This window comes from Pseudaminobacter sp. Soil_N_29 (assembly GCF_057656055.1).
On sequence record NZ_JBDGLC010000002.1, the window covers coordinates 28244 to 41367 of the forward strand.

General features: G+C 62.3%; 13 protein-coding genes and 1 tRNA gene. 6 read left to right on the top strand and 8 right to left on the bottom strand.

The annotated features are described in order from the left end of the window. Positions 1 to 32 precede the first annotated feature (32 nt). Entirely contained in the window at positions 33 to 779 is a 747-nt protein-coding gene (locus AC3A4H_RS06165) for a cytochrome c biogenesis CcdA family protein (RefSeq protein WP_487765921.1), read from the bottom strand. Positions 780 to 942: 163 nt separating this feature from the next. On the opposite strand from AC3A4H_RS06165, the gene AC3A4H_RS06170 reads away from it, so the two are divergent. Further along, positions 943 to 1164, top strand: a complete 222-nt coding sequence (locus tag AC3A4H_RS06170; RefSeq protein ID WP_487765922.1) for an alkylphosphonate utilization protein — start codon at positions 943 to 945, stop codon at positions 1162 to 1164. A gap of 115 nt (positions 1165 to 1279) precedes the next feature. Continuing rightward, positions 1280 to 1618: a hypothetical protein gene (locus tag AC3A4H_RS06175; protein ID WP_487765923.1), complete on the top strand. Its 339-nt coding sequence runs from the start codon at positions 1280 to 1282 to the stop codon at positions 1616 to 1618. A gap of 57 nt (positions 1619 to 1675) precedes the next feature. Here the strand turns inward: AC3A4H_RS06175 and AC3A4H_RS06180 are convergent, their stop codons facing one another. Beyond that, positions 1676 to 3151, bottom strand: coding sequence for a sensor histidine kinase (locus tag AC3A4H_RS06180; protein ID WP_487765924.1), 1476 nt, complete (start codon positions 3149 to 3151; stop codon positions 1676 to 1678). A 302-nt stretch (positions 3152 to 3453) separates the two neighbouring features. Between AC3A4H_RS06180 and AC3A4H_RS06185 the strand changes: the two genes are divergently transcribed. From AC3A4H_RS06185 to AC3A4H_RS06195, 3 genes are all read left to right on the top strand, one after another. Then, complete coding sequence (locus tag AC3A4H_RS06185) at positions 3454 to 3711, top strand: hypothetical protein (RefSeq protein ID WP_487765925.1); 258 nt, start codon at positions 3454 to 3456, stop codon at positions 3709 to 3711. Positions 3712 to 3948: 237 nt separating this feature from the next. Continuing rightward, positions 3949 to 4407, top strand: a complete 459-nt coding sequence (locus AC3A4H_RS06190; RefSeq protein WP_487765926.1) for an EF-hand domain-containing protein — start codon at positions 3949 to 3951, stop codon at positions 4405 to 4407. A 321-nt stretch (positions 4408 to 4728) separates the two neighbouring features. Beyond that, on the top strand, positions 4729 to 5193 hold the full coding sequence (locus AC3A4H_RS06195) for an EF-hand domain-containing protein (protein ID WP_487765927.1): 465 nt from the start codon (positions 4729 to 4731) through the stop codon (positions 5191 to 5193). Between the two features lie 414 nt (positions 5194 to 5607). Here AC3A4H_RS06195 and AC3A4H_RS06200 read toward each other — a convergent pair whose 3' ends face one another. The 3 genes from AC3A4H_RS06200 to AC3A4H_RS06210 form a co-directional block, all read right to left on the bottom strand. Next, positions 5608 to 6264: a hypothetical protein gene (locus tag AC3A4H_RS06200; RefSeq protein WP_487765928.1), complete on the bottom strand. Its 657-nt coding sequence runs from the start codon at positions 6262 to 6264 to the stop codon at positions 5608 to 5610. A 520-nt stretch (positions 6265 to 6784) separates the two neighbouring features. Continuing rightward, on the bottom strand, positions 6785 to 7939 hold the full coding sequence (locus AC3A4H_RS06205; RefSeq protein WP_487765929.1) for an FAD-dependent oxidoreductase: 1155 nt from the start codon (positions 7937 to 7939) through the stop codon (positions 6785 to 6787). A 326-nt stretch (positions 7940 to 8265) separates the two neighbouring features. Then, positions 8266 to 8341, bottom strand: a tRNA-Lys gene (locus tag AC3A4H_RS06210). 305 nt (positions 8342 to 8646) lie between these two features. Between AC3A4H_RS06210 and AC3A4H_RS06215 the strand changes: the two genes are divergently transcribed. Beyond that, complete coding sequence (locus AC3A4H_RS06215; RefSeq protein WP_487765930.1) at positions 8647 to 9129, top strand: BA14K family protein; 483 nt, start codon at positions 8647 to 8649, stop codon at positions 9127 to 9129. A gap of 75 nt (positions 9130 to 9204) precedes the next feature. Here the strand turns inward: AC3A4H_RS06215 and glpK are convergent, their stop codons facing one another. The 3 genes from glpK to AC3A4H_RS06230 form a co-directional block, all read right to left on the bottom strand. Continuing rightward, positions 9205 to 10698 carry a glycerol kinase GlpK gene (gene glpK / locus AC3A4H_RS06220; RefSeq protein WP_487765931.1) on the bottom strand — a complete coding sequence of 498 codons (1494 nt, stop codon included), beginning with the start codon at positions 10696 to 10698 and terminating at the stop codon, positions 9205 to 9207. A 133-nt stretch (positions 10699 to 10831) separates the two neighbouring features. Then, complete coding sequence (locus AC3A4H_RS06225) at positions 10832 to 11596, bottom strand: DeoR/GlpR family DNA-binding transcription regulator (RefSeq protein ID WP_487765932.1); 765 nt, start codon at positions 11594 to 11596, stop codon at positions 10832 to 10834. Positions 11597 to 11662: 66 nt separating this feature from the next. Continuing rightward, positions 11663 to 13090, bottom strand: a complete 1428-nt coding sequence (locus tag AC3A4H_RS06230; protein WP_487765933.1) for a pyridoxal phosphate-dependent decarboxylase family protein — start codon at positions 13088 to 13090, stop codon at positions 11663 to 11665. Positions 13091 to 13124 lie beyond the last annotated feature (34 nt).

A 13124-nucleotide genomic window follows, 5' to 3' on the forward strand; every position in this document is an offset into this window, starting at 1 on the left:
GATCGTGACGACGGCCCAGTTAGGCCGGGAAATTAGCCCAGGGTGCCCAGCGCCGGGAATGTCTCCAGCAGCCAGTAGGAGGCGGTCTGGACGCCGCCCGTGAGAAACAGCACGCCCGCAGCCACCAGCAGCGCGCCGATGACCTTTTCGACCCGGCCAAGATGGACGCGGAAGCGGCCGAGGAAACGCATGAACGCGCCCGAAAACAGCGCCGCCAGCAGGAAGGGTATGCCGAGGCCCAGCGAATACGCGGCAAGCAGCAACGCGCCCTCGCTGACAGTTTCGCGGCCGCCGGCAAGCGTCAGGATCGGCCCGAGCACCGGGCCGATGCAGGGCGTCCAGCCGAAGGCGAAGGCCAGGCCCATGACATAGGCGGCAATAAGGCTGGTGGGCCTGCCCTCGGCCTGGAAACGGGCCTCGCGCGATAGAAACGGGATCTTCAGGATGCCAAGGAAGTTGAGGCCCATGAGCACGATGAGCACACCTGCCACGAGCGCCAACGGCTCCTGCCACACGCGCAGGAGACGGCCAATGCTGGAGGCGCCTGCGCCGAGCGTCACGAAGACGGTGGAGAAGCCCAGGACGAAGGCGAGAGAGGTGACCATCAACGCGCTGCGCGCGCCCGCCCGCGCGGCCTGGCCGGTGCCGGCGCGGAAGTCGTCCACGGTCACGCCCGCCATATAGCAGAGGTAGGGCGGCACCAGAGGCAGCACGCAAGGCGACAGGAACGACAGCGCCCCTGCCCCGACCGCACTGAGATACCCGATGTCCAACGCCATGCCTTCAGCCCCGTCTAGTCCGTCCCGCTTATAGCCAAGCGGAGGCACCGGCTCCAATCACGACTGCGTGGCAGATCGTCGCCCGCAAACCTTTACCCACCCGACCCCAGCGGCTAGGTACCATTCGAGGGCGCAAGCCGCCAGCAGACAAGAGGAAATCGATTTGACCGACATCATCGTGAAAGACAGCAACGGAACCCGCCTGGCAGACGGCGATTCCGTCACGCTCATCAAGGACCTCAAGGTCAAGGGAACCTCCGAGACCCTGAAGCGCGGCACGCTGGTGAAGAATATCCGCCTCACCGACGATCCCGCCGAGGTCGAGTGCAATACCAAGCAGGTGAAGGGACTGGTGCTGCGGACCGAATTCCTCAAGAAGGCCTGAGGACGGAGCCTCTGCGAAGACGCCCGGCGAATGGCTTGGGCCCGCCGGGCAAGGCGGCGGAACCAACCGGCCGCCAGCCCGTTGCCCCGTTGCCTTGAACAACGGAGATCGACCCATGGCAGAACCCCTCAATCCGGAGGAAATCAAGAAAGCGCTGGAGAAGCAGATTGCCGATCTGCGGAAGGAAATGTCCGAAATCAGCAAGACGCTTTCGGAGCGTGGCGCCGAGTTCTACGATAGCGCACGCGAGCAGGCCGCGGAGACCATGGACGAGGCTTCGCATAGAGCCAGGCGAGCGATGCGGCAGCTTAGGACGACGAGCGGGGCGGTTTCCGAACTTGCTCGCGAAAACCCGGCCACTGCTACCACCATTGTCGTGCTGAGCGGCCTCGTGGGCTTCCTGCTTGGCTTGGCTGTGGCAAGCGCAACCGCCGAACGCAGGCGCTGGCTGTAGCGAATCGCGACGGGGCGACCCAGAGGCAACGTCGGCCGGCCTTGGTCGCCAACGGATTTATTGAAGCGAGAATTCGCAGCAGAATTCGACGCCATCGGTCGACGACAATGTCGCCTCGCCATTCATCTGGCGGGCAAATGACCTGATGAGCCGGCTGCCCATTCCCGTGTTTCCGTCCTCCGGGTCGAAGCCGACACCATTGTCGCGGATGACGAGGCGCGCTCGGCAATCGTCCAGCCGGGTGAGGGACACGGCGATCTCGCCCTCGCGGCCGTCGGAAAAGCCATATTTGATAGAGTTGGTGACGACTTCGCTCACCATCTGGCCGAGCGGCATCGCCAAGTCGGGCGAGATCAGAATCGGATCGCCATCCACCGCCAACGACACCTTGGCGCCGTTGGATATCCCCTCGACGGTCTGGCGCACGAGGAAACCGATATATTCCCGGGCATCGATGGTGTCGAATTCGTCGTTTTGATAGATGTGCTCGTGCACCGCCACCATGGCGGCAATGCGCTGGGAGAGATCCTCCGAAGAACTGCCGTTCCTGTCGTGAAGCCTGACGAGCGAGGCGACCGCCTGCAGGTTGTTCTTGACGCGATGGTGGATCTCGCGCAGCAGCACTTCATTCCTCTTGTTGGCGCGCGAGAGATTTGTCCGGAGTATCTCCTGGTCCCGATGCATCCTGATGTTGAAATAGGAGGCAAGGATCAGCGCGAGCAGGATGGGCGCCCCCACAAGAAGCTGCATCTCGAGACTGCGCCAGAAGGGAGCGAGCGCCGCCTCCCTGCTTATGCCGACAACCGCTACAAGCGGCGATCCTGGAACACGGTCGAAGCCAATGATGCGGGTGACGCCGTCGATCGGAGAGGCGCCCATGGTGAAGGCCCCCCTTTCCTCCCCCTTGAACCGATCCACGAAGTCGTCCGGCAGTTTCTGGCTGAAGATCTCGTGCTGGACCATCGGCAGCCTCGCGGTGAGCCATCCGTCCAGGTGCACGATGAAGGCGTTTGAATCCCTTCCTGCCGCAAAAGCCGACCAGACCTTGCTGAAGATATGCATCGGAGCATAGGCAACAACGGCGCCGTAGAACTTTCCGCCGCGAGAGAGCTTGTGCCCCACGGCGAAGGTCTGCTCGCCAGTTCCGCGCTCCTGGATGAGGTTGGAAATCGACCAGTCGTGGCCGTTCTTCAGGTTGAGAAAATAATCGCGGTCGCCGATGTTTACGGACTTGTGGTTGGCATCCGAGAACAGGCGCGAATTGCCATCGCGGTCATAAACGACAATTCTGACTCCGTTGGGCAGTTCGTCGACGAGTTGGGCAATCTCGCTGCTAACCATCCCAACGCCGTTGATGTCCTTGCCGAGCGCCTGGTCCACGCGGCGCAGGCTTTGCCTTGCAACGTCAAGGTACCACTGGACGTCGGTGGAAAGAGCAAGTGCGTAGGATTCCGCTCTGGCGGTGGCGATATTAACAAGATCGCGCCGCTCGACGTAAACCATGGTCGCGTAAATACTTGCAATAACAACCATGAACGCCATAATAATGGCGGTTATCGAGATGATTTCTTTTCGCTTGTAGACTGTAAAAAGAAATTTTCCGGAAAGGAAGTATTTTATCAAAACAGTCTCGTCATTGTGATGGTGCCGGCCCCGACGCAAATTCGCAGCACTTCGAGCGCGGATGCTATTAGCGTCGAAATGGAGGGTCAATCATTATCTGGGGCACCGGGGAAGCGGCCCTTTTCGCCAGCCGGCGACCGGCTGCGCGCTGGACAATGCGGATAAGTTGACGCATTCTCGAATGGCATTCCTGACCGACATGGGAGGGAGATATGCCTTCTAGCGCTCATCAGCACTATCTGGCCCCGGACGACATGACGATGATCGAAAGGGTTCTCGAGAATGCCGGGTTCCGAAAGTCTGCGGAATCTTCGGCGCTGGGCCGCGATGCTGCCAACTTCCTGGCCCGCGAATTCCAGGACGGCGTGACCGACGAAGCCGGCCTGACGCAGGCGCTCGACAGATACATCGCGCTGCGCGGCACCTGGCGAAGCCCCGGCAAAGAGCCAAAATCCGACAAATCCAACTGACCCAGGGCGGAAAGCTCGCCTGCGCCGAGGCGCGAACCCACAAGTTCGTGAGGGCTTCAGGACCTGAACTCGGCGCAGGCTCTCGTTCCCGATTACTGGCCGATCTGCCGCCTCACCCTATCTAAGAACCGGTCGAACAGGCGCGGCCGCATGCCGGCCGCACGGCCTCGACATGCAGGTCCTTGAAACTGAATTGACGGCGTCTGGCTCCGCGGAGCCGTACGCAAGGAGGTTCTCATGATGTCGACCGCACCCGCGCGCACGCTTGCGCTTACCGCCTTGATCATGACCGGCTTGACCCTGACTGCGACAGCGCAGCCGCCGCAAACCGTGCCGCACACCGTCGTCAGCAAGATGTTGCTGGCTCAGGCCGAGGAGCCGCAAACCAGAGGGCCCGCCGAAGAGGAAGACCAGGAAGGCGCGCCCGAACGGCCGGGTATGAACGCCCCAGGCATGAACGCTCCCGGCATGATGCCCCCTGGAATGATGGCCGAGAGGATGCGCCGCATGATGCACGGCGCCATGCACAGGCGGCTCATGCTGAAGATCATGTTCGCGATTGCCGATACCGATGAAGACGGATCGGTGTCGTTCGAGGAAATCTCGGCGATCCACAAGCGGATCTTCGACATGATCGACACCAACAAGGACGGCAAGGTGACCTTGGAGGAGATGGAAGCCTTCATCGAGAACTAAGGGCGCGAAGGCCGGCACGAAACCGGCTGGCCCATGGTCCAGTATTGCCGGGCGCTCGGCTCTGTGATGCCGAGCCTTCCGATGAGCGTTTGCGCCACGTCATTGAGCAACTCCAAGTGCCCGCGTGTATGGCTCTGGACGGGAGGACTGGGCCCTACGCTCGTCAACGGGGTGCCGCCTCCCTTGGCTGTCTACCCCACCCAGGCGCGGTTTTCCCCGTCTTGTGTTCGCACGGCGATCTGACACCGTTTCTCCTGGCAAGGCATGGGTGGCGAAACGCCGTACCTTGCCGAGATGAGGATCACACCCAGGGAGTATGCCATGATAGCTGCTGCACTTGCGCGCGTCGCGCTGACAGTCACCATCACCGCCGGCATGGCGTCCGGCGGCATGGCCCAGACGTCTGATCTGAACCGCGAGGAGACGATTCTCGCGCAAGCGGCGAACCCATCCGATGAGTATGAGGACGAGTATCAAGATGAGCAACCTGGGGAGATGGATCACGGCATGATGCCTGAACGAAGGCCTCAGCAAAGGGCTCCAGAGCAAAGGAAGCCGCAGCGTAAGATGCCGCCGGGCATGATGGCTGATCGCATGATGGAGAGAGGGCATATGATGGGCATGCCCCGGCTGAAGATCATATTCGCCATCCTCGACACGGACGAAGACGGATCGATCTCCTTCGAAGAACTGACCGACGTCCATAAGAGAATCTTCGACATGATCGACACAAACCACGACGGAGTCGTCACGCTGAAAGAGATCAATAACTTCCTGCGGAACTAGCTGACTGAAACGAAAAAAAAGCCCGCCGCCTCGAGAGAGACGACGGGCTGATGAGTACGGGTGCTGTTGTAACGCACCAAACGTTCAGCGGTTCCCGTCAAAACCCAAAAAACTCGCTTCGCGGCGGAGAGCGGCTGATATTTGGACCTGGCCGTCGGTTTACAGCGCACACATCTGCCTCACGATGGATGCTGCCCGGGTGCAGGCAGCTAAGCTCGGCGACCCATCGCCCCATGCTCACCGCGCGAGCACAGCCCGATGCGTAAGAGTGCGCGCATTTGGCAAAGAACGCCCGCCGCGGCGAACCGAGGCGGGCAAATCCTTGGCCTAAATGTACCTCACAACACTAACCAAGGTTCGCGCTCATGGAGTTGCCCTCATGAGGTTGACTAGCAACACCGTATATTCGCGCGATCAATATCCACCGTAGTAGCCACCCGGATAGCACGTGCCGTAGTAGGCCAAGGTGTACGGGTCACAGTAGGCGTACGCCAGTGGCAGGCCTAACCCCCACCAGCCCCAACCCCAGCCCCAGTTATTGCCACCGCCATTGAAGAACCGCCGGTTGACGAAGCGGTTGCCGCGCATGCCGTGCCAGCCGCCACGCCAGACACCCCCGCGCCAGCCCGGGCCCCAACCGGCCCCACGCCAGCCACCACGCCAGCCCGGACCGCGCCAAGCACCCATGCCATGCCAGCCGCCGCGGAAGCCGGGACCCCAAGCGCCACGGCGGAAGCCGGGCCCCCAGGCCCCACCGCGGAAGCCGCCCATACCATGGAAACCGCGCATGCCATGGAAACCGCCCATGCCATGAAAGCCACCCATGCCGTGGAAGCCACCCATGCCGTGGAAGCCACCGTGGAAACCGCCGCCGCGGACGAACTGGAGGCCGCTGCTTGCGTTGTCAGATGGCCTTTGTCTCAGCACGGCCGTGTCAAGGCCGCCCTGGCCCGAGCCAGTCGTCGGGGCGATGTCGGGAACGTGTATGACCCCGGCAAAAGCCGAAGTGCCGGAGAGGGCGCCGATGCCAAGCAATGCCGAGCATGCGAGTGTCGAGAGATAGCGTCTCATTGTCTTCTCCAAGGAAAATCGGTCCGTGGAGGTCAGGCCTACGATGACGTGGGGGTGACGGGCCTCCACGCGGTGGTCGCGAAGGCTGGCCCTTTCGAACGAACCCCAAAAAACGTGTCGCCGGCAAAAAAGTTCCAACGCTTGGCGCACAAAATAGCGAGCCCGCCGCCTCGTGTGAGACGACGGGTGAGTGCCGAGCGCGATTGGTTCAGAGGATTCAAAGAGCCCGCCCCGGCAAACCGGAGCGGGCAAAGCGTCTGACGAAGATGAACCCGAGAATAGCGCCGCGGGGGGCTCGGCTAACCTGGGATCAGTGCCAGCAAATCTCAATTGCCACGGCTGTGCAAGACGCAACAAAAATGCAACGGCAGCGTCTTTCCCCCTAGTGCTGAAAGATTCACGTCAACCCAAGAAGTAAGTCCAACTCACTTAAGGGGGATAACAAGATGAGAAACTACCTCGTCGTCTCCGCGCTATTCGCAAGCATTACCGGTGCAAAGCTGCGATTCTCGACGCCTCTTCATTCTTTGAGCCCTGCGACGCGCGCGATGAAGGGACGCTGCAGCGCCGGAAAACGCCCAATGATTGAGAATGCGAGATTCCTGAAAGCCTGTGCGGTCGGGCTGGTCGCCTGGGCCATCCGCAAGATCCGCTCGCTGAGCACGATCCAGCGTCGCCCTATCGGCCAACGCTCCTCTGTGTAGCCAGCCAACGAACCGTCGAAGTAGCGGCGGGCAAAGGACATTGCGTCCTCAATGCCAAGGTTCATGCCGCGGGCGCCCAACGGCGAATGCGCGTGAGCGGCGTCACCGCCCAGAAAGACGCGGTTTGTCTGATAGCGCTGTGCCTGCCGGGCGGGAATGTGGAAGCGATCGGTCCGCAACAGTTCCGTTACCCGATAATTGCCCGGGATGCGCCGCAAGGCGTCGCCGGTATTCGAGACTGCGCGGAAGCGCCCCTCTTCGATGGGAATGATGAAACCCAGGTCGCCATTCCGGTGGAGAAAGGCCTGGGCCGAAAGCGGCTCATAGGGCCAGTCGGCAATTTCGGCATCGGCGATGCTCCATTGCCGCTTATGCGTATAGCCCTGAAACTCGATGGCCAACGCCCTTCGCACCGCGCTATCGACGCCATCAGCGCCGTATACCCAATCGAAGCGCGCCTGCTCCTGGCCATTGGCCCTCGCGATCGTCGCCTTGACCCCGTCGGCGCTTTCCTCGAGGCCGGCAAGCGTAGAGCGCCATTCCACCTCGACACCAAGTTCGGCCAGCCTGGCGACCATGATCGCTTCCGTATCCCGTTGCGGCAATGAAAGCAGGAAATTGAAGCGATGCGAGAGGACCGAGATGTCGACCACGCCAAGTTCGCGGTCTTCCGCGCTGAAGTGGACGTGGCGAATCCTGAGGCCTTTGGCTAGGAGGCGTTCCGAAATGCCCGACGCCTCCAGGAGATCGAGGCTGTGCGGACTGATGCCAACCGCCTTGCTAAGCGGGGTTGGCGCGTCCTTCCGGTCGATAATGCGGGGCGCAACACCTCGCCGCGCCAGCTCCACCGCGGCAGTGAGACCGGTTGGCCCGGCCCCGACGATCAGGATTTTTGCATTGGCTTGTTGCTGTGCCACCTGTTCCATCCCGGCATCCGCCAGATAACGCGGCAGGCTCGATGTCGATCCCATGGCACAGGCCTCCGCTGTGCTCGACGATGGAGAACGAGCCGCACCGAGCCTGGTAGAAACGAGCCTACCGGCACGGCAGTCGGGCCTGTGCTAAAAAAGCCCGCCGCGCTCAAAAAGCCGATCTGAAGGCAATCTACGGCTGGACCACCTACAAGCAGCCAGACCTTTATATCCGCAAGGCACGTCGCCGGAAGATGGCAGGCGCCGCCATAAAGCTCGTCGTATTCGACCGGAGCGAGAATACCAATCTCCCACTTTCCCAGGGTGGCAAATGGTGGGGCAAAAAGAGGCAAAAAGCCAATAAATCTAGGGAGTGATTTTAGTATTGGTGGGCTGGATGGGACTCGAACCCATGACCCCAGAATTAAAAGTTCCGTGCTCTACCATCTGAGCTACCAGCCCTTCACCAACCACCCTTTTGTCCGTTCAGGATCAACCGGCCGAAGCCTGGGCGGGTGCTTCCGGTGGCCGCGCTTGGCACCCCGAAATTGGGCCGGAACATAGGGAGAGTGCTCCTGCCGGTCAACCGCAAAAACACTGTTTTTCTGGGGATGTTGGCGGCGGATGCGCAAGTGCGCGAGGGCGTGCGAAGCAGCCGCGACAAAAGCAGCACCAAAAAGGGTGACCCGGGCAATTTGGAACTAACGCGACGAGTGGAACGTTCTTTTCCACGAGGGAGACTGCAACCCAAAGAGCAGGAGATTCCAATGAAAAACCTTTTTACGAGCCTGTCCGCTTCGGTGCTGGCGGCCTCTTTCGCGTTTGTTCCCGTAGTGCCCGCCAGCGCTGGCGAAATCGTCCTTCCCAAGCCGGCCGTGGCGCAGCCAGACGGCAGCCAGGCCCAGCAGGTGGCCTATTACATCCGGCGCGGGCACACCGTGGTGCGCCGCGGGCCGGTGGTGGGTGGCTGGCATGGCGCGCACGCGGTTCGCGGCGGCTACTGGCATGGCTATCGCGGCTATCGCAACTACCGACCGGGCTATCGGCTTTATAATGGCTGGTGGTTCCCTGCCGGCGCCTTTGCCACGGGCGCGATCGTGGGCGGTGCCTATGGCATGACGCCGCCAGCCTATGCGGGTGCCAATGCGCATGTGCAATGGTGCGCCAACCGCTACCGCAGCTATCGGGTGTCGGACAACACATTCCAGCCCAACAATGGGCCGCGCCGTCAGTGCGTCTCGCCCTATTGAGTAAGACCTGACCGAAAAGGCGAAAACCCGCGCCGCAAGGTGCGGGTTTTCCATGTTTCCCGACCGCTGAGAAGGCTAATTCTGGGATAGCGTGCGCCGAACCGCGTCCCGCCAGCCCTTCAGCTTTGTGGCGCGCAGGCCGGGCTCCATATCGGGCTGGAAGCGCCGCTCCAGCGACCAGTTGCTGGCGAAGGCTTCCATCTGCGGCCACACCCCTGCCCGCGCACCGGCAAGCCATGCGGCGCCCAACGCCGTGGTTTCCAATATGGTCGGACGATCGACGGGCGCGTCGAGAATGTCGGCCAGCCGCTGCATGGTCCAGTCGGAAGCGACCATCCCGCCATCGACCCTCAGCACGGTCCTGCTCGAGTTGGCCTTCCAGTCCTTGCGCATGGCATCGAGCAGGTCGCGGGTCTGGAACGCCACCGATTCGAGCGCTGCACGTGCGAATTCGGCCGGACCTGAATTGCGCGTCAGGCCGAACATGGCGCCGCGCGCTTCGGCATCCCAGTGCGGCGCGCCCAGCCCGACGAAGGCGGGCACCAGATAGACGCTTTGCGATTCGTCCGCCCTGTCGGCCAGTTCCCCCGAATGCTCGGCCTTGTCGATGACCTTGATGCCGTCGCGCAGCCACTGGACGGCGGCGCCGGCCACGAAGATGGAGCCTTCGAGCGCGTAGGTTGTGCGGCCTTCCAGCCGGTAGGCAATGGTGCTGAGCAGGCGATTCTTCGACCGCACCAGATCCTCGCCGGTGTTGAGCAGCGCAAAGCAGCCGGTGCCGTAGGTCGATTTCATCATGCCGGGCGCAAAGCAGGCCTGGCCGATGGTCGCCGCCTGCTGGTCGCCCGCGACGCCAAGGATGGGAATGCCGGCACCGAACAGGTCGTTATCGGTGACGCCGAAGTCGGCGGAACAGTCCTTCACCTCGGGCAAGATCGAGGCAGGAATGCGCAGGATGCGCAGCAGCTCGGCATCCCATTCGTTGGTGCGGATGTTGTAGAGCAGCGTGCGTGATGCGTTGGTGGCATCGGTTGCGTGCTCCTTGCCGCCCGTGAGGCGCCAGATAAGGAAACTGTCGATGGTGCCGGCCAGAAGATCGCCCCGCTCCGCGCGCTTGCGGGCGCCCTTCACGCGGTCGAGCATCCAGGCAAGCTTGGTGCCGGAGAAATAGGGATCGAGCAAAAGCCCGGTCTTGCGCGAGAAGATGGGCTCCAGCCCCTGCTTCCTGAGCTTTGCGCACAGGGGAGCCGTGCGGCGGTCCTGCCACACGATGGCATTGTGGATGGGCTGGCCGGTGTGCTTGTCCCACACCACCACTGTTTCGCGCTGGTTGGTGATGCCGATGGCGGCGATGTCCCGCGCCTCGCATTTCGCCTGGGCAAGCGCTGCCTTGCAGGTGGCGACGACGCTCTGCCAGATCTGCTCCGGGTCGTGTTCCACCCAGCCGGAGGCAGGGAAATGCTGCGGGAACTCCTGCTGGCCGAGGCCAACCACCCGCCTTTGTGCATCGAACACGATGGCCCGGCTTGAGGTAGTGCCCTGGTCGATCGCCAGCACCAGATTGCTCATCCGTCTACCTCCGTCGCGTGCACACGGCATCAGTCGCCATTCGGTCGAAGCCGCCGCAGAATTGTTTGGCCGCGGGAACGAATGTCAAACGAAAATTGAACGCGCAGGGCAGAATGCCGGGCGCTTCGTGAGACTACCGTTCAGTTTCGATCAGTTGCACACCCGTTTCCCGGCAGACGTCGCGTATGCCCTCGAGCTCGCAACGGTCCGTGATGAAGGTATTGACCTGCGAAAGGTGGCCGATGCGAACGGGCGCCATGCGCTCGAACTTTGTGGCGTCGGCCACCAGGATCACATGGCGTGCATTGGCGATGATGGCCTGTGCCACCTTGACCTCGCGGAAATCGAAATCGAGCAAGGCGCCGTCCTCATCGATTGCGGAGACGCCGATGACGGCATAGTCGACCTTGAACTGCTTGATGAAATCGACCGCCGCCTCGCCGACGATGCCGCCGTCGGAACTGCGCACGACGCCGCCTGAAATCACCACCTCGATCTCCGGATACACGCGCAACCTGTTGGCCACGTTGATGTTGTTGGTGATGACCATCAGCCCCTTGTGATCCAGAAGAGCATTGCTGACCGCTTCCGTCGTGGTGCCGATGTTGATGAAGAGCGACGCCTTGTCTGGGATCAGCCGGGCGGCCGCGCGGCCGATCGCCCCCTTTTCTTCCGCAGCGATCTTGCGGCGAGCCTCGTATTCCATGTTCTCGATGCCCGAGGGCAGCAGCGCGCCGCCATGGATGCGGCTCAGCAGACGCTGCTCGCAAAGATCGTTCAGGTCCTTGCGGATGGTCTGTGGGGTCACCCCGAAACGGGCAGCCAGATCGTCGACCAGGACCCGGCCGGAATCCTTGGCCATCTGGATGATTTCAGCATGCCGAGCCGACAGGAACACGAGGCAACTCCAGTCTTCGTTTCGATGGATACTATTGCAAAACGAAAGACAACGGAAGTTTGCCTGTCACGCCCCCTGCCCGGCATGAAGCCGCGCCGCGACCTCGGCGATGACATCGAAGGCTTGCGCAACATCTGCCTCGGCCGCATCGAACTGGCCGACCTGGAAGCGGATGGCGACACGGCCGTCCACTCGCGTCTGGGTGAGGTAGATGCGGCCGTCGTCGTTGATGGCGTTGACGAGGCGCAAATTGTGCTCGTCGAGGTCTTCGACGCCATTTGGCGCATGGCGGAACGAAAACAGCGACAGCATCGGCTGGGTGACGATCTCGAAGTCCGGCACAGCCTCAAGCCGCACCGCCAGCGCCTCGGCCCAGGCGACATGGTTGCGGATCATGGTGCGCAGGCCTTCAAGGCCATGTGCGCGCAGCAGGAACCACAGTTTCAGCGCCCGGAAGCGGCGGCCGAGCGGCACGGACCATTCGGAATAGTTGATGACGCCGTCCTTGCCGTGCGTCTTCAGATATTCCGGCTTGATCGCCAGCGTGCGGACGAGGGAATCGGGGTCGCGGATGAACTGCACCGAACAGTCGAACTGCGCGCCAAGCCATTTGTGCGGGTTGAAGACGATGGAATCCGCGCCTTCGATGCCAGCCCAGAAACGGCGAAACTCCGGGCAGATCATCGCCGAGCCGGCCCAGGCCGCATCGACGTGCAGATAGAGGCCATGCTTCTTCGCCACCGATGCGACAGCGGCGATATCATCCGTCGCGCCGACACTCGTGCCCCCTACACAGGCGATGATGCCGGCGGGCAGGAAGCCTTGCGCCTTGTCGGCGAGGATTGCTGCCTCGAGCGCGGTCGCATCGATGGACCGCAACGCGCCCGCAGTCGGAATGCGGACGAGGTTTTCCTCGCCGATGCCGGATACCCAGATGGCACGGTCGATGGAGGTGTGCACCTGATCGGATGCGTAGACGCGCAACCGGTTCTGCCCTGAAAGCCCCTGCTTATTGCCCTGCCATTCCAGCGCGCGCTCGCGCATGGTCAGCACGGCGGCGAGCGTGGCGGAGGAGGCGCTGTCCTGGATCACGCCGGAAAAACCCTCCGGCAGGCCCAGCGCCTGGCGCAGCCAGTCGATAACGCGGGTTTCCAGCTCGGTGGCTGCCGGCGAAGTCTGCCAGAGCATGCATTGCGCGGCCATGACGGTGACCAGATATTCGGCCACGACCGACACCGGCGCCGCATTGGCCGGGAAATAGGCGAAGAAGCGCGGGTGCTGCCAATGCGTCATGCCGGGCAGGATTTTCTGCTCGAAATCGGCGAAAATCTGCTCCATCGGCTCGGCCGCTTCGGGCGGGGCGGCGGCGATTTGCGCCGCGATCTCTCCTGGCTGGGTCTGCGCCCTCACCGGCCGGTCGCGCAGCGTCTCGCGATAGTCCGCGCCCCAATCGGCCGCCTTGTGCGACCAGTGCCGAAATTCCTCGCTGTCCATTTGTCCTCCCGGTGTGGTCGCTGGCCGGCCTGGG